The sequence below is a fragment of the Proteus vulgaris genome (assembly GCF_023100685.1).
Lineage (GTDB): Bacteria > Pseudomonadota > Gammaproteobacteria > Enterobacterales > Enterobacteriaceae > Proteus.
Genome location: NZ_CP090064.1, coordinates 512824 through 534498 on the forward strand (window position 1 = coordinate 512824; position 21675 = coordinate 534498).

General features: G+C 38.2%; 20 protein-coding genes. 9 read left to right on the plus strand and 11 right to left on the minus strand.

The features are described from left to right. Positions 1 to 136 precede the first annotated feature (136 nt). The 5 genes from ftsY to LW139_RS02550 all read left to right on the plus strand — a co-directional run bounded on the left by ftsY (position 137) and on the right by LW139_RS02550 (position 6453). Entirely contained in the window at positions 137 to 2335 is a 2199-nt protein-coding gene (gene ftsY / locus LW139_RS02530) for a signal recognition particle-docking protein FtsY (RefSeq protein WP_247850584.1), read from the plus strand. A 5-nt stretch (positions 2336 to 2340) separates the two neighbouring features. Continuing rightward, positions 2341 to 3006: a cell division ATP-binding protein FtsE gene (gene ftsE / locus LW139_RS02535; protein WP_023583735.1), complete on the plus strand. Its 666-nt coding sequence runs from the start codon at positions 2341 to 2343 to the stop codon at positions 3004 to 3006. Then, positions 2999 to 3976, plus strand: coding sequence for a permease-like cell division protein FtsX (ftsX, locus tag LW139_RS02540; RefSeq protein ID WP_109409227.1), 978 nt, complete (start codon positions 2999 to 3001; stop codon positions 3974 to 3976). The genes ftsE and ftsX overlap by 8 nt, the downstream gene beginning before the upstream one ends. Before the next feature lie 364 nt (positions 3977 to 4340). Further along, the gene (gene rpoH, locus LW139_RS02545; protein WP_166539228.1) at positions 4341 to 5195 is read left to right on the plus strand and encodes an RNA polymerase sigma factor RpoH; all 855 of its coding nucleotides are present in this window, start codon (positions 4341 to 4343) and stop codon (positions 5193 to 5195) included. Positions 5196 to 5289: 94 nt separating this feature from the next. Continuing rightward, on the plus strand, positions 5290 to 6453 hold the full coding sequence (locus LW139_RS02550) for a glycerate kinase (protein WP_166539227.1): 1164 nt from the start codon (positions 5290 to 5292) through the stop codon (positions 6451 to 6453). A gap of 51 nt (positions 6454 to 6504) precedes the next feature. Here LW139_RS02550 and panM read toward each other — a convergent pair whose 3' ends face one another. Beyond that, on the minus strand, positions 6505 to 6912 hold the full coding sequence (panM, locus tag LW139_RS02555) for an aspartate 1-decarboxylase autocleavage activator PanM (protein ID WP_227336372.1): 408 nt from the start codon (positions 6910 to 6912) through the stop codon (positions 6505 to 6507). A gap of 11 nt (positions 6913 to 6923) precedes the next feature. After that, the gene (locus LW139_RS02560; protein WP_247850585.1) at positions 6924 to 8111 is read right to left on the minus strand and encodes an MFS transporter; all 1188 of its coding nucleotides are present in this window, start codon (positions 8109 to 8111) and stop codon (positions 6924 to 6926) included. Positions 8112 to 8229: 118 nt separating this feature from the next. Between LW139_RS02560 and LW139_RS02565 the strand changes: the two genes are divergently transcribed. Continuing rightward, positions 8230 to 8697 carry a MarR family winged helix-turn-helix transcriptional regulator gene (locus LW139_RS02565; protein ID WP_247850586.1) on the plus strand — a complete coding sequence of 156 codons (468 nt, stop codon included), beginning with the start codon at positions 8230 to 8232 and terminating at the stop codon, positions 8695 to 8697. A gap of 53 nt (positions 8698 to 8750) precedes the next feature. Here the strand turns inward: LW139_RS02565 and LW139_RS02570 are convergent, their stop codons facing one another. The 5 genes from LW139_RS02570 to ugpB form a co-directional block, all read right to left on the minus strand. Continuing rightward, entirely contained in the window at positions 8751 to 9503 is a 753-nt protein-coding gene (locus LW139_RS02570; RefSeq protein WP_247850587.1) for a M48 family metallopeptidase, read from the minus strand. Positions 9504 to 9997: 494 nt separating this feature from the next. Next, complete coding sequence (locus LW139_RS02575; RefSeq protein WP_247850588.1) at positions 9998 to 11098, minus strand: sn-glycerol-3-phosphate import ATP-binding protein UgpC; 1101 nt, start codon at positions 11096 to 11098, stop codon at positions 9998 to 10000. Between the two features lies 1 nt (position 11099). Next, a complete protein-coding gene (ugpE, locus tag LW139_RS02580) occupies positions 11100 to 11948 on the minus strand; it encodes a sn-glycerol-3-phosphate ABC transporter permease UgpE (RefSeq protein ID WP_166539223.1) in 849 nt (282 codons plus the stop codon). After that, positions 11948 to 12832 carry a sn-glycerol-3-phosphate ABC transporter permease UgpA gene (gene ugpA, locus LW139_RS02585; protein ID WP_166539222.1) on the minus strand — a complete coding sequence of 295 codons (885 nt, stop codon included), beginning with the start codon at positions 12830 to 12832 and terminating at the stop codon, positions 11948 to 11950. Before ugpA ends, ugpE begins: the two co-directional genes overlap by 1 nt. Positions 12833 to 12894: 62 nt before the next feature. Continuing rightward, positions 12895 to 14199, minus strand: coding sequence for a sn-glycerol-3-phosphate ABC transporter substrate-binding protein UgpB (gene ugpB, locus LW139_RS02590; protein ID WP_166539221.1), 1305 nt, complete (start codon positions 14197 to 14199; stop codon positions 12895 to 12897). Positions 14200 to 14373: 174 nt separating this feature from the next. Between ugpB and LW139_RS02595 the strand changes: the two genes are divergently transcribed. Together LW139_RS02595 and LW139_RS02600 are read left to right on the plus strand one after the other, a co-directional pair. After that, positions 14374 to 15108, plus strand: a complete 735-nt coding sequence (locus tag LW139_RS02595; RefSeq protein WP_227336378.1) for a glycerophosphodiester phosphodiesterase family protein — start codon at positions 14374 to 14376, stop codon at positions 15106 to 15108. 323 nt (positions 15109 to 15431) lie between these two features. Further along, on the plus strand, positions 15432 to 16379 hold the full coding sequence (locus tag LW139_RS02600; RefSeq protein WP_227336379.1) for a carbamate kinase family protein: 948 nt from the start codon (positions 15432 to 15434) through the stop codon (positions 16377 to 16379). Positions 16380 to 16474: 95 nt separating this feature from the next. Here the strand turns inward: LW139_RS02600 and LW139_RS02605 are convergent, their stop codons facing one another. The 3 genes from LW139_RS02605 to LW139_RS02615 all read right to left on the minus strand — a co-directional run bounded on the left by LW139_RS02605 (position 16475) and on the right by LW139_RS02615 (position 20253). Further along, positions 16475 to 17665: a cyanate transporter gene (locus LW139_RS02605; protein WP_247850589.1), complete on the minus strand. Its 1191-nt coding sequence runs from the start codon at positions 17663 to 17665 to the stop codon at positions 16475 to 16477. A gap of 247 nt (positions 17666 to 17912) precedes the next feature. Further along, entirely contained in the window at positions 17913 to 19151 is a 1239-nt protein-coding gene (locus LW139_RS02610; RefSeq protein ID WP_247850590.1) for a hypothetical protein, read from the minus strand. 343 nt (positions 19152 to 19494) lie between these two features. Further along, a complete protein-coding gene (locus LW139_RS02615; RefSeq protein WP_166539217.1) occupies positions 19495 to 20253 on the minus strand; it encodes a hypothetical protein in 759 nt (252 codons plus the stop codon). Between the two features lie 137 nt (positions 20254 to 20390). Between LW139_RS02615 and LW139_RS02620 the strand changes: the two genes are divergently transcribed. Beyond that, a complete protein-coding gene (locus LW139_RS02620; RefSeq protein WP_166539216.1) occupies positions 20391 to 20918 on the plus strand; it encodes an SMI1/KNR4 family protein in 528 nt (175 codons plus the stop codon). Positions 20919 to 20922: 4 nt separating this feature from the next. Here LW139_RS02620 and LW139_RS02625 read toward each other — a convergent pair whose 3' ends face one another. Then, complete coding sequence (locus LW139_RS02625; protein WP_247850591.1) at positions 20923 to 21675, minus strand: DUF3307 domain-containing protein; 753 nt, start codon at positions 21673 to 21675, stop codon at positions 20923 to 20925.

The following is a 21675-nucleotide window of genomic DNA, read 5'->3' on the forward strand; positions in this document are numbered from 1 at the left end:
ATTTAATCCGGAATAATTTACCATAAAATTCGTATAAAAGATGCGTTTATCCATGATCAAATGATAGACTTCATTATTATTTTCAATATCGTCAATGTAATCGCGCCATGATTTAGTGCGAGGAGTTTAGTAGCTAATGGCAAAAGAAAAAAAAGGTTTTTTCTCGTGGCTCGGTTTTGGGCGTAACAAAGAAGAAAATATTGAGCAAGAGAAAGAGCAGCAACGCTTAGAAGAAGAGCGTTTAGAAAAAGAACGTTTGGCAAAAGAAGCACAAGAAGAGGCTGTTCGCCAAGCAGAACTAAAAGCGGAGCAAGAGCGTTTAGAGGCAGAGCGCCAAGAAGCGCAACGTGTTGTGCAAGATAGATTGGCACTGGAAGCCGAAAAACAACGTTTAGAACAAGAAAAAGCACAACGCCAAGCAGAAATAGAGGCAGAACAAGCGCGTCTAGAAGCAGAACATGCAGAACAAGCACGTCAGGCTCAAGAAGCGCAAACTCAACGTTTAGCACAAGAAGAAGCCCAGCGCCAAGCGGAACTAAAAGCAGAGCAAGAACGTTTAGAAGCGCAACGTGTAGAGCAGGAACGTCTAGCGCAAGAAGCCGAGACTCAACGTTTAGCACAAGAAGAAGCCCAGCGCCAAGCGGAACTAAAAGCAGAGCAAGAACGTTTAGAAGCGCAACGTGCAGAGCAGGAACGTTTAGCGCAAGAAGCCGAGACTCAACGTTTAGCACAAGAGGAAGCCCAGCGCCAAGCGGAACTAAAAGCGGAGCAAGAACGTTTAGAAGCGCAACGTGCAGAGCAGGAACGTTTAGCGCAAGAAGCCGAAACTCAACGTTTAGCGCAAGAAGAAGCCCAGCGCCAAGCGGAACTAAAAGCAGAGCAAGAACGTTTAGAAGCGCAACGTGTAGAGCAGGAACGTTTAGCGCAAGAAGCAGAGACTCAACGTTTAGCACAAGAAGAAGCCCAGCGCCAAGCGGAACTAAAAGCAGAGCAAGAACGTTTAGAAGCCCAGCGCCAAGCGGAACTAAAAGCAGAGCAAGAACGTTTAGAAGCGCAACGTGCAGAGCAGGAACGTTTAGCGCAAGAAGCCGAAGCTGAACGCCTTGCGCAAGAGGAAGCCCAGCGCCAAGCGGAACTTAAAGCAGAGCAAGAACGTTTAGAAGCGCAACGTGTGGAGCAGGAACGTTTAGCGCAAGAAGCCGAAGCTGAACGCCTTGCGCAAGAGGAAGCCCAGCGCCAAGCGGAACTTAAAGCAGAGCAAGAACGTTTAGAAGCGCAACGTGTGGAGCAGGAACGTTTAGCGCAAGAAGAAGAAAACGAACGTCTCGCTATTGCGCAAGCAGAAGCAGAAGATATTGAATCTTTACGCGAAGAAGTGCTTGCAGATAAAGTCGTTGAGCAAGAAAAACCTAAAAAAGAAGGTTTCTTTAGCCGACTGAAAAAAGGCTTGCTAAAAACTCGCCAGAACTTAGGCTCAGGATTTCTTGGTCTATTTCGTGGTAAGAAAATTGATGATGAGCTTTTTGAAGAGTTAGAAGAGCAACTCTTAATTGCTGATGTGGGAATGGAAACCACTACAAAAATTATCACCAGCCTGACCAAACACGCAACACATAAAGATCTTAAAGATGCTGAAGCCCTTTACGGCAAATTACGTGAAGAGATGGGCGAGATCTTAACGAAAGTTGATAAACCATTAAATATTGAAGGTAAAAAACCTTTTGTTATTTTGATGGTCGGAGTTAATGGTGTGGGTAAAACAACCACAATCGGAAAATTAGCGCGACAATACCAAGCTGAAGGTAAATCTGTCATGTTAGCAGCAGGTGACACCTTCCGTGCCGCCGCTGTTGAACAGTTACAAGTTTGGGGTGAGCGCAATAATATTCCTGTTGTCGCACAACATACAGGCGCTGATCCTGCATCTGTGATTTTTGATGCAATTCAATCAGCACAGGCAAAAGGTGTCGATGTTCTTATTGCTGATACCGCAGGACGATTGCAGAATAAATCCCATTTAATGGAAGAGCTGAAAAAAATCGTTCGTGTTATGAAAAAATTAGACGAAGAAGCACCACATGAAGTGATGCTGACGTTAGATGCAAGTACCGGACAAAATGCAGTGAGCCAGGCTAAACTCTTTAATGAAACAGTTGGGCTAACTGGATTAACATTGACTAAACTCGATGGTACAGCAAAAGGGGGGGTTATTTTCTCTATTGCCGATCAGTTTAGTATACCTATCCGTTATATCGGGGTAGGTGAAGGTATTGAAGATCTACGTCCGTTTAAGGCCGACGATTTTATTGAGGCTCTGTTTGCCCGCGAGGAGTAGTTGTAATGATCCGCTTCGAACACGTCAGCAAGGCTTATTTAGGTGGAAGACAAGCATTACAGGGTGTTGATTTCCATCTTCGTCCTGGAGAAATGGCTTTTTTAACGGGTCATTCTGGTGCCGGTAAAAGTACATTGCTTAAGTTAATTTGTGGAATAGAACGTCCTAGTGATGGCGCTATTTGGTTTGCTGGACATGATATTAGCAGACTGAAAAATAGTGAGATCCCTTTTTTGCGTCGTCAAATTGGGATGATCTTCCAAGATCACCATTTATTGATGGACAGAACGGTTTACGACAATGTCTCTCTTCCATTGATTATTGCTGGCGCAAGTGAAGAGGATATTCGACGCAGAGTTTCTGCCGCTTTAGATAAAGTTGGGCTTTTGGATAAAGCTAAAAATTATCCTATCCAACTTTCTGGTGGTGAACAACAGCGTGTAGGTATTGCTCGCGCTGTTGTGAATAAGCCAACGGTTTTACTTGCGGATGAACCAACGGGTAACCTTGATGGTGAGCTTTCAGAAGGCATCATGCGTCTTTTTGAAGAGTTTAATCGTGTTGGTGTTACGGTGTTAATGGCAACACATGATATGTCTTTGATTGAACGCAGAAATTATCGCATTCTTACATTAGGGCAAGGCAGAATGGTGGGAGGACAAAATGGCTAAAGCAAAAAGTTCCCGTAAATCAATGCCAACGCCAGGTGCAAAAACCAAGGCACTAAAAGGGGGAAGACGTGAACAATGGCGTTATGCATGGCGTAATACCATGGCTGACTTTTTGCGCCAACCACTTTCTTCTTTTCTAACGGTAATGGTAGTCGCCATTTCATTAACATTACCTAGCATCTTTTATATTGTGTGGAAAAATGTTTCAACTGCGGCTGAGCAGTGGTATCCCACTCCACAATTAACCGTTTATCTTGATAAATCTCTTGATGATTCATTAGCTGAAGCCACGATCAAAAAAATAGAAGCCCTAGAGAAAGTGAGTGAGGTGAACTATCTTTCACGCCAAGACTCGCTGGTGGAATTCCGTTCTTGGTCCGGCTTTAGCAGTGCGTTAGATATGTTAGAAGAGAATCCTCTGCCTGCGGTAGCAATTGTGACTCCTGTTATGGAGCCAAGTGATCAACAATTGATGGTGAATTTGCGTGATACCGTGGCGAAAATACCCGGCGTTGATGAAGTCAGAATGGATGACAGTTGGTTTGCTCGGCTCTCAACGTTAACTTCATTAGTAGGGCAAATTGCCTTGGTGATTGGTTCATTGATGGTTGTCGCCCTGTTATTGGTGATTGGCAACAGTGTACGCCTCAATATTTTCAGTCGTCGCGATACTATTAATGTTATGAAACTTATTGGTGCAACCGATGGTTTTATTATGCGTCCTTTCCTGAATTGGGGATTAATTCTCGGGTTTATTGGCGCTGTGTTTGCCCTGATTTTTTCTGCTCTATTAGTGTGGAAACTTTCTGATGTGGTAACTCAAGCCGCAACGGTATTTGGGACTTCTTTTTCCATTTCAGGATTAGGATTTGATGAGTCAATTATTCTTATACTCGTAGCGATGACCATCGGTTGGCTTGCTGCATGGCTGACGACAATGCAGCATTTGCGTCAATTTACACCAGAATAATGAATTAGAGCACTTTTATACTTATCTTCTAAATAATGAGATAATGTTTTTTATCAGGCTGGGTTGCGTTAATATCGTCACCCAGCCATTTTATCAACGCCCCGTCTCTGGCATAATAATGCTCGCAATCTTTTCTAGGGACAAGCTAACGATCATGTTTGCTTCTGCATAGAAAAGTACAAAGATATGTAAACATAGATGCGAGATGAACCTTTAATCTTTATGCTGGTCAAATAGTCGTTATGATAAAAACACATCGTAAAAAACCTAACTGACTTCCTATTTAAGCTATATTTATAAGGCTCATCTGTTTTCCCTTACAGTAATAATCTTAATTATTTATTTGATTTTTATGAGGATTTGAATGACAAAAGAAATGCAATCCTTAGCATTGGTTCCGCAAGGCAGCATCGAAGCGTATATACGTGCAGCCAATTCCTATCCGATGTTAACCGCAGAGGAAGAAAAGGAACTCGCTGAACGGCTGCATTACGATGGTGACTTGGATGCAGCAAGAACGCTTATCCTTTCACATCTGCGCTTCGTTATTCATGTTGCTCGCAGCTATTCAGGTTATGGCTTACCACAAGCTGATCTTATCCAAGAAGGTAATATTGGTCTGATGAAAGCGGTGCGCCGTTTTAACCCAGAAGTGGGTGTCCGACTGGTCTCTTTTGCCGTACATTGGATCAAAGCAGAAATTCATGAATATGTGCTACGTAACTGGCGTATCGTGAAAGTCGCAACCACGAAATCTCAACGTAAACTGTTTTTTAATCTGCGAAAAAATAAAAAACGTTTAGGTTGGTTTAATCAAGATGAAGTGGAATTAGTCGCAAGAGAATTGGGCGTGTCAGAAAGTGATGTCCGAGAAATGGAATCACGAATGTCAGCACAAGATATGGCATTTGATATGTCAGCTGATGATAGTGATGACTCACATCCTATTGCTCCAGTACTTTTCTTAGAAGATAAGTCTTCAGACTTTGCTGACGGCATTGAAGAAGATAACTGGGATAATCATGCAACAGATAAACTGACGTCAGCAATTGAAACTCTTGATGAACGTAGCCAAGATATTATTCGTGCCCGTTGGCTAGATGATGATAACAAATCGACATTGCAAGATTTGGCGACAAAATATGGTGTATCTGCCGAGCGTGTTCGCCAATTAGAAAAAAATGCGATGAAGAAATTGCGTTTAGCGATTGAAGATTAATCACATTTCAGATCATGTACACGCTCTCATAAAGTAGAGTATGTTATAAAAGCGATATGAAAATATCGCTTTTTTATTGTCTGGAGAATATAACGTGAAAATAGTTATCGCCCCTGATTCATTTAAAGAAAGCTTAAGTGCGAAAGAAGTTGCAACAGCAATAAAACAAGGTTTTTCACGTTATTTACCCAATGCGCAATATTGTTGTATTCCTATGGCTGATGGTGGCGAAGGAACGGTGACATCGCTGGTGGATGCAACGCAAGGCCATTTTATATCGACACAAGTATGTTCACCTTTAGGTAAACAAGTGACCGCAACTTGGGGGCTTTTAGGGGATAACACCACTGCCGTGATTGAAATGGCACAAGCTTCTGGTCTTCATCTTATTCCCTCATCTCAACGCAATCCCAATTTAACGACCAGTTATGGTACGGGTGAATTAATTAATGCTGCACTTGAAATGGGCGTTAAAAAAATCATATTGGGATTAGGTGGAAGTGCTACAAATGATGCTGGTGCAGGTATGATGCAAGCACTTGGGCTTGGTCTCAAAGATAAGTTTGGTACATCTTTGCCCTTTGGTGGGCTGGCATTAGCACAACTTCACTCTATTGATATCACGACTCTTAACCCTAAACTAAAAAATATTGAAATTGAGCTTGCTTGCGATGTAACAAATCCGTTGTGTGGAGAAAAAGGAGCATCAGCTATTTTTGGTCCTCAAAAAGGAGCGACCAAAGATGATATTGCGCAACTTGATAAAGCCTTACATCATTTTGGTACTTATCTTGAGAAAATGACACAACACAATCTTATTAATATTGCTGGAAGTGGTGCGGCGGGTGGATTGGCGTTACCGTTACTTGCCTTTACGCAAGCAACGCTTTCGCCGGGAGTTGAACTGGTTGCCAAAGCGGTTGAATTAGAAAAATATTTTATTGATGCGGATTTGGTAATAACCGGTGAAGGTCGAATGGATAGCCAATCGGCACAAGGTAAAACGCCAATAGGGGTTGCTCTGCTCGCTAAAAAATATCACCTTCCTGTCATTGCCTTAGTCGGTGGCTATCTACCTGATTATGATGTTGTTCATCAGCAGGGAATTGATGCTGTTTTCTCTATTGTACCGGGTGTTTCTACACTGGATGATGCACTTCATAATGCGCAAAAGAATCTGAGTGAGACGGCTTATAATGTAGCTAGACTTTATACTACTCGTTCTCGTCATACTTCAAGTTGTAGCGTTGTTGACTAATATTCACTTGTCGCCTAGCTACAACTTGAATTATTTAGAATAAGAACGTTATCAAATATTGAGAGCATAAAGATCAGATTGTGGTGATGCACTAAATTGATGATGTGTTAAAAAAGCATGAGCAATATCATACCCGTTTTCTTCCGCTGATAAGCTTATTGCCTGCCAATGGTGAATATCAGGATAGGCAGATAAGCATTGTGTCAGTAAATAATGTCCAACACCGCGACGGCGTGTCACTTCTCTGACCATAAAATCAGAGATAACAGCTTTTTCATCCGATAGTTTAACCCAGCAAGCGGCTAATAATCGTTCGTTAAATCTTGCCACAAAGAGTACATTCTCGTTGTTGATCTCATTTGTTAGAGCTGATTGGTAATGTGTATCTTGCCAAATTTTGCCTAAATCAATATGGTCTTGTTCAGAGAGCTGTGCCAGTTTTTCAATGGTTAATTTCATGAAATATCCTGTTAGTTTGTAGTTTGTTTTTTTTCTTTTAATGAAGACATTAAGGTCTTAATGGTGAAACACAATGCCAAACTCGTTAAGATCACACAAGAATAAAAGACATACTCATAGTTATTGTCAGTCACAAAATAGACCGAAATCATAGGGCCAGTAGCCATTCCACAATAACGAATAAAGTTATAAATCCCCATTGCAGTTGCTCTCATTGAGCCAAAATAACTTGTTAATAATGTAGTGTGCGTTGGCATGGTTAAGCCTAAAGAAAGCCCATATAACACAGTTAAGCCAAGCATGATAGGTAATGAGATTTGCCAAAAGAGTGCAAATAACGTCAACATAGTCAGGTTGATACAAGAGGTAATAATCACACCATATTCAGCGCTAAATAGATGGCAAATTCTACGGTAAAGATAGCTACCTAAGATAAGTGCAATTGACATAGGCATATATAATCCACCTATTTCAGTGCTGTTAAGTTGATAGAGATGAAAGGCAATTAAGGGTAAGAAAACCAGTAGACAAAAATAGTTATAAAACACCATAAAACTCATGACAAATACAGATTTACCCTCAGGTGCCATCAGCACTTGTTGCATTGCTGATAAGCTTTTAAAGGTTTCCTTCTGTTCTGGACGTGTTTCTGGTAAATAAAAGAGATGTGTGGTCAGTAATAGGATACCGATAACAGCCAATAAAATAAAAATGCCTTGATATTGATAATGTTGCGCTAAATATCCACCTAATAAAGGGCCACAAGCTGGTGCTAGTGCTAATAGCATTTGATACGATCCCATTGCTTTTGCGCGATCGTTTCCTTGATAAAGATCGCCAATAATAGTTGCTGCAACTACGGGAATGGCCGCAATACCGATAGCTTGGATCACACGCCAAAAAATCAATAAGCTAATAGAGTCAGACCAAACACAACCCAATGCACCCACAATAGAAATTGCTAATCCACTGAGTAAAATTGGCTTTCTTCCCCATTTATCGATCAATGAACCATAAAATAGTTGCATTACAGCCATAGCAAAAGTAAATGCAGATACCGTCAGATTAACCAGTGATAACGTGGTATTAAATTGCTGTTGGATCAAGGGAAGTACAGGGGTATAAATATTTTGTGCTAAAGAGCCTAATAGTGCGCTAAAGCAAACGAGATAAAACAAACTGCGGATTGATAATTTCATTATATTGCCTCTCTTTATCTATTTTGTTTCCGTGGAAACAAAATAGATAATAGCGATATTTTGATTGTTGTAAATACTTTTGGTACTATTTTTTAAATATTTTTTCCAAGGAAACAAAATGACAAAAGAGAATGTAACAACACAAGACTTGCTAAAAGGGTTAAGTGATTTCTTGCATCTTAAAGATGAACATGTCAATGAGGAGCATAAAAAAGTATTAGAAGAGAAGGGATTAGAGAATTATTCACTTACAGAGTTACATGTTATTCATTGTATTGGTGAGGAGAGCATGAGAAATCTGACGACTATTAGTGAATATATGGCGATGACTCGAGGGGCTGTTTCAAAAATTTGTAGCCGCTTACAAAAAAAGGGGGCTATTGAAAAAATAAAGTTGGCAGATAATCAAAAAGAAATATTTTTTATCTTAACTGCTGAGGGAGAGCGTCTTTTTCATGCTCATGAGGTGTTGCATCAACAATCTCAAGCTAAATGGTCTGCGCTATTTGAGCAATATGATCAGCAAGAAAAGCAGGCGATTAAACGCTTTTTTACCGATGTTGTGGATAGGTTTCGTCAGTCGTAATAAATAAACCTGAAAAGAAAACCCCCATATCATGAGATATAGGGGCAAGGTCATTATTTTTTATCTGCAGCGATGCGATTACGGATATTATCAGCACGCTCTTTTGATGGTGGGTGAGAATCAAACATACTTGAATCACCACCACCTAATTTAGCGAGCTTCTCAAAACCTGTAACCAGCCCTGCAGTATTAACGCCACGTTTTGTTAGCAGATCATAAGAGAAATTATCGGCTTCAGTTTCTTGATGTTGTGAGAATTGAGCATTAATTAATTTCTGACCCATTTCAGCTAATTGTGAGCTGCTTAATTGTGCGACAACGCCACCCGCTGATGCTGCTGCAGTACGTGCTGCAACTGTTGCGTGAGCAACTTGAATTGCTTTACGGGTATGGCCTAAAGCAACATGACCCATTTCGTGACCTAAAACGCCTTCAACTTCGTTATCAGTCATCATGTCCATTAAACCACTATAAACACGAACACAACCGTTAGCCATAGCCCATGCGTTCACATCTTTAGTCATGTAAACTTTGTAATTTACCGGAGTGCCATTAACTTCACTACCTAACGCTTTAGCGATATTATTCAAGCGTTTGGTGTAAGTGCTATTGGCTGGAGCGACTTTATTTTGGGCATCCATCTCTTTACATGCATCATTGGTGAGTGCTTTGATATCATCATCGCTTAATGTTGCAGCTTGGAAAAGTTGGGTTCCTGATTTAGTCAGCATATCGGTATTGAGGTTTTGACAACCAGAGAGTAGTGCTGCTGATACCATCACTGTAGCAAGTAATTTAATTTTCATTTTTTAATTAAGTCCTTTTCTGCTTGGCAGTTTATATAAGTGCAGATCAAATTCGAGCAGAAGAATAACAGTGCTTATCTATTGGTGCAATATAGGCATTTTATGAAAAAAATATTATCTAAATATATGTTTTTTCTTTTCTCAGTAAAAATGTATTATTATTTCTTTCCTTAACATGATGAAAAAACGGATTAATAAATTTAACTTGTTTAAAATTAAGATAATTAATTGGTAGGCTAAGTTTAAAAAGATAAGCTTTGTTGGTTAAATATTATATAAAACATTTAATTGTACTTACTTTAAGTGTAAGTGATGTTGTTTTTTATTTATTTGGAATATTATCAAAATAACACTGCATTTAGTGCGGGTTTTTATTTGTTTAATTCTGACAAAGTTTATATTTTTGATATTTATTGCTTTATTTTTAATAAATAGCGATGCTCTACACATCGCTATTCAGATTAAACTGAAAATGAAAAAATGATATCAATATTTTATGAAACCATTAATTCACTGATGATCATAAAAGGGCGATTAATACGTTTTCCTGTTTGCTCATCAAAGAAATGTAGGTTTTCAGGATGAATAGTAAGACCTATTTTGTGGCCAATATTAACACCATGATCGTTCGGTGCGCGAATAACAACGGGTTGTTTTTGTTTATAACAGGTTGTGGCGTAAATTAAAACATCAGCACCTAATGCTTCAATAAATTCAACATCAACATGGAACATAGGATGCTGGCGGCTAATAAGTAAATGTTCAGGGCGTAAACCTAATTTAATTGCTTGATAAGGAAGGTGCTGAGATGAAACAGCAATGTGCCCATCAGCGATTTCAATTACACCATGATTAATGGAAGTGTCTAAAATATTCATTGCAGGAGAACCCATAAAAGTAGCAACAAATACGGAAGCAGGGCTTTCATAAATATCTAACGGTGTACCCACTTGTTCTATATTTCCTTGATTTAGCACCACCAACTTATCGGCTAATGTCATGGCTTCAACTTGATCGTGTGTAACGTAGATCGAAGTCGTGGAGAGTTTTCGTTGTAGCTTTTTTATCTCAAGGCGCATTTGTACACGTAATTTTGCATCAAGGTTAGAGAGTGGCTCATCAAATAAAAAGACTTTAGGTTTACGGACAATGGCTCTGCCCATTGCTACACGTTGTCGTTGCCCACCTGATAGCTCTTTAGGTTTTCTATCAAGTAAATGGCTGATTTCCAGCATTTGAGCTGCATTTGTGACAAGTTCCTCAATCTTTGCTTTTGGTGTTTTTCGATTACGCAAGCCATATGCCATGTTGTTATAAACCGACATGTGGGGATAAAGAGCATAGTTTTGAAAAACCATGGCGATATCACGCTCACTGGGTTCGTGTTCATTAACACGCAAATTATCAATAAGTAAATCACCTTGTGTAATGGTTTCTAATCCCGCAATCATTCGCAGTAATGTCGATTTACCACAACCACTAGGGCCGACTAATACCACCATTTCGCCTTGCTCAATAGAAAGATTTAATTTTGAAATAGCTTGATGACCATTTGGATAACGCTTTTCTAAATCAGTAAGAGTGACGGTTGTCATGTTATTTCTCCGTATCAATAAAGCCTTTTACAAAGGCTCTTTGCATCAGAATGACGATAAAGACAGGAGGCAACATCGCAATTAATGTGGTTGCCATAATTTTATTCCATTCAATAACACCATCGGAAACCGCAACCATCTGTTTAATACCCATCACAATAGTGTAATAGTGGGTATCTGTTGTGATAAGCATTGGCCAAAGATATTGGTTCCAGCCATAAATAAATGTGATAACAAACAAGGCGGCTATATTAGTACGTGAAAGAGGAAGTAAGATGGTGAAAAAGAATCTTATCGGACCCGCGCCATCAATTTTGGCTGCTTCAATAAGCTCTGGGGTGATAGTAAGAAAAAATTGCCGAAATAAAAAAGTAGCAGTAGCGCTGGCAATTAATGGAACGGTTAGTCCTGCATAAGAGTTCAGCATATTAAGGTTAGTAACAACCTCAAATGTTGGCATAATACGAACTTCAACAGGCAGCATTAATGTAAAAAAGATAGTCCAAAAGGCAAGCATACGGCCCGGAAAGCGAAAAAATACAACAGCATAGGCTGATAAAATTGAAATTATTAATTTTCCGATAGTGATCACTAATGCCATGATTAATGAATTCAACAACATACTGTTAATTGAAATCGCACTATTTTGCGTTGTACCCGCTTGTGACAATAGGGTTTTAAAAATACTGAAACCTTCAGTGCCGAACCAAAGAGGCGATCCTGTGGCGAATTCGGTATTTTGATGTGTTGTAGCGACAAGCGCTATCCATACAGGAAATGCGACAGAAAGAATGCCAACAATGAGGATTAAGTGGCAAAAAGCGTGAAATAAAGGTCTGCGTTCAACCATCAGTAAGCCACCTTTTTTTCAACATAACGAAACTGGATCACGGTTAATATCGCGACAATAAACATTAAGATAACGGATTGTGCGGCTGAAGAGCCTAAATCTAATCCTACAAAACCATCGTTATAGACTTTATACACTAATGTTGATGTGCTACTTCCGGGGCCACCCTGTGTCATGGCATGAATAATGGCGAAAGTATCAAAAAAGGCGTAGGCAAAATTCACTACCAGTAAGAAAAAAGTGGTCGGTGAAATAAGCGGAAAGCTTATTGTGATAAAGCGTTTAATAGGCCCACTGCCATCAATAGCGGCTGCTTCTAATAGTGATTTAGGCACAGATTGCAAGGCAGCGAGAAAAAATAAAAAGTTATAACTCACTTGTTTCCATGTCGCAGTTAAAATCACCATCCACATAGCATGATGTGTATTCAGTACGGGATCCCAATTAATGCCTATTTGTTTTAATAATTGGCTTAATACGCCAATCGTAGGATCAAGCATAAATAACCAAAGAAAACCCGCGATAACTGGCGCAATGGCATAGGGTGAAATTAAGATCGTACGATAAAACAGTTTGCCTCGTAAAATTTGCTCAGCAATGCCAGCTAAAACAAGCGCAGATAACATAGAGAGAAAGACAACGCTGATACTAAAAATCAATGTGGTGATTAAACTGTCAAAATAGTAACTATTGCTAAATAAACGCTGAAAGTTTTCGAGACCAACAAACTCGCTACTCAGGCCAAACGCATCTTCTAATTGAAATGACTGAAAGAAAGCTTGCCCAGCAGGCCAAATAAAAAAGATAAGTGTGATAGCCAGTTGAGGAAAAATCAGCGCTAGAGGTAACCATTTTTGTTTAAAATAAATGGATTGAGAAGCCATACAGTATCCAGTAAATCGATAAAAACAGAAGGCGAGCTGTTAAGCTCGCCTGATAAATATGATTATTGAGTACGTTCAAAACGGCGTAATTGCTCATTTCCACGTGTGACAGCATTATCCAATGCAGCTTGAGCACTCTGTTTTCCTGACCATACTTTTTCTAATTCTTCATCAACAATTTCGCGTGTTTGTAAGAAATTACCAAAGCGTAATCCTTTAGAGTTTGCAGTCGGTTCTGAGGTTGTCATTTGTAATATTGCGGTGTCAGCCCCTGGATTTTGCTGATAAAAGCCTTGTTGTTGTGTCAATGCGTAAGCGGCTTTAGTAACAGGAAGATAACCTGTAGCTTGGTGCCAGTCAGCTTGTACTTCAGGGCTTGAAAGATAGGTGAAGAATTTGGCGACGCCGTTATATTCTGCATCTGGGCGCCCTGACATAACCCATAACGAAGCTCCACCAATAATGGTATTTGCGGGTTTTTGTACAAGCGTATCGTCATAAGGCAATTGGCTAACACCAATATCAATGCCTTTCATATTCTCTTTAATACCAGCAAAACCGGCGGATGATTCCATCACCATGGCGCATTCTTGGGTATAAAATAGAGGCATTGAATCAGATTGGCGTCCGCCATATTTGAAAATACCTGATTTAGACCAATCTGCCATTTGTTGAATATGAGCAACGAAAGGGGATTTATTAAATAGAAACGTCGTATCTAAGCCATCAAAACCATTATTTTTTGTCGCAATAGGCAAATTATTACGTGCCCCAAAGTTTTCGATTTGTGTCCATGATTGCCATGTGGTGGTAAATCCGCATTTAACACCAGAATCGAGCAGTTTTTGAGATACTGCTTCCATCTCTTTCCATGTCTTTGGTGGCTGCTCTATACCTGCTTTTTTAAAGAGTGTTTTGTTGTAGTAGAGTACAGGTGTTGAACTATTAAAGGGTAATGACATCATTTTGCCGTCGCTAGTGGTGTAATAACCAGTGACAGTTGATAAATAACTATTAGGATCAAAAGGCTCGTTGGTTTTTTCCATTAATTGATAAACAGGATAAATGGCTTTTTTAGCACCCATCATGCTGGCTGTACCGACTTCAAAAACTTGCACAATAGCAGGTTGGTTTTTAGCACGAAACGAAGCTACTGCACTGGTCATAGTTTCAGCATAAGTGCCTTTATAAACAGGCTTTATCTCATATTCAGATTGGCTTGCATTAAAATCAGAAGCGATTTGATTAACTTTCTGACCAAGCGCTCCTCCCATAGCATGCCACCATTCAATTTGTGTTTTTGCGTGTGTAGGTGAAGCAAAGAGTGTCATCGCAACAGCAAGGCCCGTTATTGATTTTATCGACATGCAGTATTTCCTTTTAAATCGAGAGTTAAAGGTGCAATCTAATCTGCGAATTACCCTAAATGTTATTTATGACAAATGGGTGACAATTAAGTGAAGAGTTATTGATGGCATGACTGTCAAATTGCTGTCATAAATGATTGTCATGATGTCGGCACAAATGAAAAGGAGAGATAAATGAAGATAGCTGCTCACCGAGGTTTTTCTGGAAAAGCCCCTGAAAATACACTGGCTGCATTTAAAATGGCGATTGATTTCGGGTGCGAATGGATTGAAACGGACGTGCAATTAACCGCGGATCATGTTCCTGTGCTTATTCATGATAAAACAGTTAATCGTTGCACGAATGGGCAAGGTGCGGTGCGTTTTCATACCTTAGATGATTTACATCGCCTTGATGCAGGAAGTTGGTTTAGTTCACTTTATCAAGGTGAGAAAATTCCTTCTTTAAGACAAGGACTACAGTTAATTAAGCGTTCCGGAACAAAGCTTAATATTGAGCTGAAAACTTGGCCCGACGATGATGTTGAGCGTTTATGTTTAGCGGTTTCTGACATGATAAAAAGTGCAGATATTCCGAATGAGCAAATTCTATTTTCTTCTTTTGATACGCATGCACTTATCGTTATGAAACGATACCTACCTTTTATTCGTAGAGGCCAGTTATGGGATGAGATCCCCGATAATGCGCTAGAAACATTAAAAGCGATTGATGGTTTTAGTGTGCATTGTAATTACAAATACCTTACGCAAGCACAGGCGCAATTGTTAAAACAAGCCGGCTATGAAATTTATTGTTATACCCCGAATGATCCTGAAGAAGTGAAAGACTTTGAGCAATGGGGGGTTGATATGCTAATTACCGATATGCCTGATGTTTATCAACAAGATATTTATGATGTAGCAAAATGAAAAAGTACTAACTATCCCGCTTATTTGTACTGAATAAGGCGTTATTGATCTGTTTGATGACGCCTTTCATCTCCTCTCTTCCTCATTCTATTTACTGAAATTAAATAAGAGAAATATTGAGTAATAGGTGTTTTATTTACATTCTCTGTTATTATCCTGCGCAATTAATGAATAGATATTGTTCAATACGATAATGTTTATCTCATTAAAAAATAAAAATGGGGGAAGTGGTTAGCGATATGGTGACCTTATTAACCCAACCTCTGAGAGTAGAGGTGAATTATTTCTACTTTAATTGCCAATAATATCATTGAGAGTGAAACATGAAAGAACTCGTTGTTGTTGCCATTGGAGGCAATAGTATTATTAAAGACAATGCTAGCCAGTCTATCGCTCATCAAGAACAAGCAGTACAAGAGGTTGCAGCCCATATTAGTGATATGGTGGCTGAAGGGTATAATATTGTTCTTACTCATGGTAATGGTCCACAAGTCGGACTTGATTTACGCCGTGCGGAAGTTGCACATGTACAAGAAGGTTTACCATTAACACCATTAGCCAATTGTGTTGCTGATACACAAGGGGGTATTGGTTATTTAATACAACAAGCGTTAACTAATAAGCTTCGTGTTCAACAAAATAAACAAGCGATCACCCTTATCACACAAGTTGAAGTAGATAAAAACGATCCTAATTTTGTTTCTCCGACAAAACCTATTGGTGCATTTTTCTCTGAACAAGAGATGATGCAATTACAACAAGAAAACCCTCAATGGCATTTTGTTGAAGATTCTGGTCGTGGTTATCGTCGTGTTGTTGCTTCTCCTATTCCACAGCATGTAATTGAATCTAATGCAATTAAATCATTATCAGAATGTGGCTATGTTGTGATTGCTGTAGGGGGCGGTGGTATTCCGGTCATTAAAAATGAGCAAGGAAATTACCAAAGTGTTGATGCCGTGATTGATAAAGATCTGTCATCAACATTGCTCGCAAAAGAATTACATGCAGATATTCTTATCATCACAACAGGTGTTGAAAAAGTCTGTATTCATTTCGGTAAACCAGAACAAAAAGCATTAGGTGAAACGTCGGTTGAAGAAATGACTCAATATATGCATGAAGGGCATTTCCCTCCGGGCAGTATGCTTCCTAAAATTGAAGCGAGTTTGTCATTTTTAGCTGCTGGTGGAAAAAGAGTGATTATCACAACGCCAGAAAAATTGGCTTCTGCTTTAAAAGGTGAAACAGGAACACATATTGTTGCTTAATCATCTCCATAAGTAATATTTGATTATCTCTTTAATAAGCGCCTTATCTGTAAAAAGTAAGGCGCTTATTTTATCTGTATATTTTTTATAAATGATTAAATAGAGTGATTGGCGGGATAGGCTTTTGCGTAATGGCGTGGGTTTAATCGTGAAAATAATCCTATCGTAATAATCACTAAAATGGCATGAAATGCCCATGCATAAGTAAAGCTTCCATCAGGTTGACGTAATAGCACAGCAACTAATGGGCCAAATGCGGCAATAATAAAACCGCCACCTTGCATTAATGCTGATAGTGCACCAGCTTGCGCGGGATCAGGGATATGATCGAGTGCGACGATCATCATCATGGAAAAACATCCGCCTAAGCCACAGCCTAAGAAAATACTCCAAAGATAAGGCGCACTCATGGGGAGCGTCATTATTGCGCCAAATCCGATAAATTGGCTTATTAATGTCAGCATTAGCCAAAAACGCCGATCGTGATTTTTAGCCGCTAAAAATGGAATAATTAATGCTGCTGATGCTTGAAAAAGGGAAAGGATAGCGACTAGAGAGCCACTTTGGGCGCCTGGCATTCCTAGCGATTGATAGAAAGGTGCTAGCCATGTCACCACTGAAGCATATCCTGCATTAACACAACCAAACCCTAAGATAAGTAACCCTGTTCTAGGACGCCAGATTAAGGTATTTAGTGATATTTTATTGGCAGAGGTGGCGCTATTTTTAATAGAAAAAAGAATAGCAACAAATGCAAAACCAGCAGGAAGCGCAAACCATGCCAAAGCACTTTGCCAATGGCCATCGGGGGCGGTGAGAATAGGGGAAAGTTGAGCACCTAGTGCGCCTCCCCCCATTAACATGGCGGAATATAACCCCATCATAATAGGTGTTCTATTTCCAAACCATCCTTTAATAATACCAGGAAATACCGCTTGAATATAAGCGACACTTAAACCACAAAAGAGTGCTGTCAGTAATAGTTGATGACCATCAGAAACATAAGCACGAGAAAATGAGCCTATAAGTAGCATCAACATCGCCACTAACAGCCCTTTACGTACTTGGATATAAGATTGTAAAAAAGGAACGATTAATGCACCTATTCCCATTAAAAGCATGGGTAATAGCGTGAGTAATGAGACTTGGCTATAACTCATTCCTGTTGAAGCAATAATATTGTCAATAACAGGGCCTGGGCCAGTTAAGAAGGGGCGTAAGTTTATCCCAACTAAAATAATAGTAAGGACAATCTGCCATGTTTTTTTTCGTGGTAAGGCAGTCATTGTAATTCCCTGATAAACATAAATATTGTCTATTGTATAGACAATATTTGTATAAACAAATGCCTATATTGGTAATTTAAATTTTATTTACAGCGTTTTAATGTGGGGTACGCGCATTGTTAGGAGTGTCAGTAAGGGATATCAAGAAGGTCATTAATGATGGATAAAAAGGCTCATCATAAAATAAGGCAATAAACAGATTTAAAGATGTTTATTGCCTTAATAAAAAAACGAGAGAATAGCTATGTTATGAAAGACAGCTAAATTCACGAATAAGTTGTGCTATTTTTTCTGCACCTTTGTTCGATTGCGTCAATGTAATGGTATAGATTTCACTATTTTTATCAGTAATAACAATCTCTTTGGATATTTTTCCTTTGACAATCACATTCTCAATATCATCGTAAGGAAGATAAAAAGAGTCATATAATTTACTCAGAACGCAGTAAACGCCATCTTCTGTTAAGATAACACCATGATCACCTTTACCAAATACCGTTTCATCAAAATAATAGCGAATATCGTTTTTATTGAATAACGGTTCACCCAATACATTCATCGCTTTTTGATAGAAGTGTATTATTTTTTTATTATCTAAGTCGCTATGATGATAAAAATGTTGGTCTTTATTTGTTTGATATTCAGTCACTTTAGCCAGAGACATATAGGTGACTTCGGATGATGTTTTTGAGGTATTATCTTGCTGTTTAGGCGTAAGGTTTCCCGCAACAGAAGCGGTCACTGCACCAGCTCCTGGCAATATTGAAGTTGTGGTAGTGGTAATTGTTCTGGAAACTTCACGAGTGTAATTGCTGACAATTGTGTCACCACGCACATAACCTGAGACGTTTTGTGTCACTCGAATAGGAGAAGTGGTTGTACTGATCACTGTTCTAAAGGCTGAACGTACTGCTGAAACAATGGTAATAATTAAGATGGCGATAAGAGGGGCAGAGATCCACATTAATGAAAGTTTAAAGAGTTGATCTTTGGTCGATGAGGCTTGTTTTTTTAATCGATTATTGTAGTTAAATGCGACAACAACATAAATAATACCAGCAATGATACGAGGAATATAATTAATTTCATAACGACTAGCTAATAAATCAATTAAGGGATAAGCCAAGCAAGCATAGAGAATGATACTAAAAATGGCTTCAGGAAAAAGACTTTTTATACTGTCCACGGCCTTGGCAATATTATAAATTATCCAGCCAATCAGGATAATAGGCCCAATAAAAGGAATAATGCTGGCAACAATAATGATCAAAAAGCCTTTTAGTATCCCCCAAACTATCTCTGATGCATGACCTTCAGAAATAAGGAAATAGATAAAATAGGCAACAGATGAAAACATAATAATAGGTAAAGTAAAAAAGGATAACTCCGGCACGATAAAACTAGGTGCCCCTATTAATAGCATGATATAAAAACAGATATTTTTTGATTCATTATTGGAATAGTCAATTTCTGAATTGCTAGACATCATAGTACCTAAAGGGAGAACAATAATGGCGAAGATAATACATGATATTAACTTTTAATAGATACAGTTTAATTACGCATTTTGTAAACCATGATTTAAATAATAAATATTTAATATAAACAAAATATAATTTTTGTTATTTAGGAAGTGTGGGTGAAAAATGTTTCTTAATAGTGTCGTTGAGATAAAATGTGAGATACGACTTTATGTTAATGATTATTATTGTTATATCTTATAAAAAATAATATTGTTTATAACTCACTGATAAAGATAAACATTAACTTTTAGTAAAGGAATGTTTATCTAAATAGAATATTGATACTAGTATTAGAAATAGGTAATTTTACGGTTTAGATCCACCTATATAACTCAATTTCCATTGTTTGATTTGGCTTTTAGGGTTAATTAATGTGAATTCATAGTGTTCAAAATGAGCAAGCACTTTTTTAAACTCAATCGTTGCTTTATCTAAATCCCAAGATTTAGGAAAATAAAAACCATCAAAAGAAATATTTTCTAATTTTGCAATAAACTGATGAATAAATTCATCGAAGCCCGCATAAGTCAGTGCAATTTTACCTGTCCAGTCAATATGAAAAGTATTATTTTTCTGGCGTTGAAAGGTAATTCGATGATTTGTACACTCATCATGACCTAATAAATAAAGACTAAAAGCTGGGACTTCTGCTCTTTCTTCATCCTCATCGGTATCACTATTAATTTGAGGAACAATATCAACATTAAATTGATGATGAATAAAGCTATCAAAATCGAACGGTGTATTTCCTGTGCTGAGTAAAATACCTTGATCGTCAGACCAATAAGTGGAAGAGAGAGTACAGCAGTGATAATTATCCCAAACGATTTGATCTTGCCAGTGTGCAAGACTGGTATATTCTTGTTCATCCTCTGACTCATCATCATCTATATCTGCACAATAATCCTCACCCTCACTTAAATAATAATCAGCACTTCTAAGGTGAAGATCAAACCAAAGTTGCCCATGTTTATCTAATCGTCCAGACCAGGCAAATTCTTTGATTGCATGAGGTTTAGGATAAGCACTATCAATGAAAGTAATGGTATGTGAAGGTGTTGTCATTATTATGGTCTTATTCGTGTCACATTTTTATCACGTAGCTAAAGTGATAAAAATGGACTGAGTTATGATAAAAAGAGGGTAAAGATAAAATACCATAAATTGAGCGATAAAATGGATATCAAATTAGTGAGGATAGAATGTTAACTGCGTTAAATCAGTGGTTACCAATACCTTTATGTCCGATAAATCGAGGTGAAGGTAAGGAGTGGCCACTTATTGATAATCAATACACCTTTCCTCAAGACTATATTGAATTTGTTTCACAATATGGATCAGGACAAATAGCCAATTTTATTACGTTGTTTAATCCATTTAGTGAGGATGACTATCTTAATTTCTTTCAGCAAAAAGAGGCAGTTCTTAAGGATTTTGATTCGTTAATACAGTCTGATCCTGATTATTATACTTTTCATCTGTACCCTAAAAATAATGGGCTGTTACCTATTGGCGAGACAGACAATGGTGACACACTTTTTTGGGTTGTTTCATCTAATGATAGCTGTTTATGGACAATAGCCATTATTCCATCCAGAGCCTCTGAGGTGGAATTTATTGCAGAAAATCTGTCAGGGTTTTTAGAAGGGGTTCTATCAAAACGAATATGTTGCCAGTCATTTCCGGCAGGGTTTCCATCAGAGAATATAACGTTTATTTCAGACAGTTGATGGGTTATTTGCCTATGGGTAATTGAGTTACCAGGTGTGTTGTGGCAAGCCCAGTAAGGATGGAGATGCTAAAGCTAATAAGTGTACCCAACATAACATATTCTGTTAGTTTTTTATCTTGGTCATTTTGTAACTCACCAAATCTAAATATAGATTTGGCTGCTAGTAAAAAACCAATTGCTGCAAATTGGTTTAAAAGAATGAAAGTTAAAATAAGCATTCTTTCCAAATAACCAATAGATTGACCAGCAGAAACGAGCGTTGAGCCTTCCTCTGCGACAGGTGTCCATTTTTTGAGTAACATATAAATAAGGATGGAAATCGGCTTTAAAATAATGATGTAGGCAAGAATAACAATCAAATATTTATAGTTAATGTTTTTAAAACTAAGCTCATGGAATATCTGAGTATTTTGATCAATCAATATTATCCATAAAAAGGTAATTACGAATAAATGAAGAGCTTGATCAGTAATAAACCATCTTAAAGAGTTATCAGTATAGGATTTTCCAAGATCAAAAAGATAGTGTGTTATTAATACAGTTACACTGTAAATAAAAATAGAACCAAAACTTATCTCCGTCATTAAAACTAGAATAATAAAGGTTATTCCTCCTTGCAGTAGCGAGTGTAGGTAAAGTTTTTTAGATTTGTAATGTAGAGTATTTCGCGCTTCTATCCATGCTTTAGGTTGTAAATAAAAATCAAAAGCAATATGAGCAATATAGAGAGAAATAAGAAGCGCGAAATTATACAT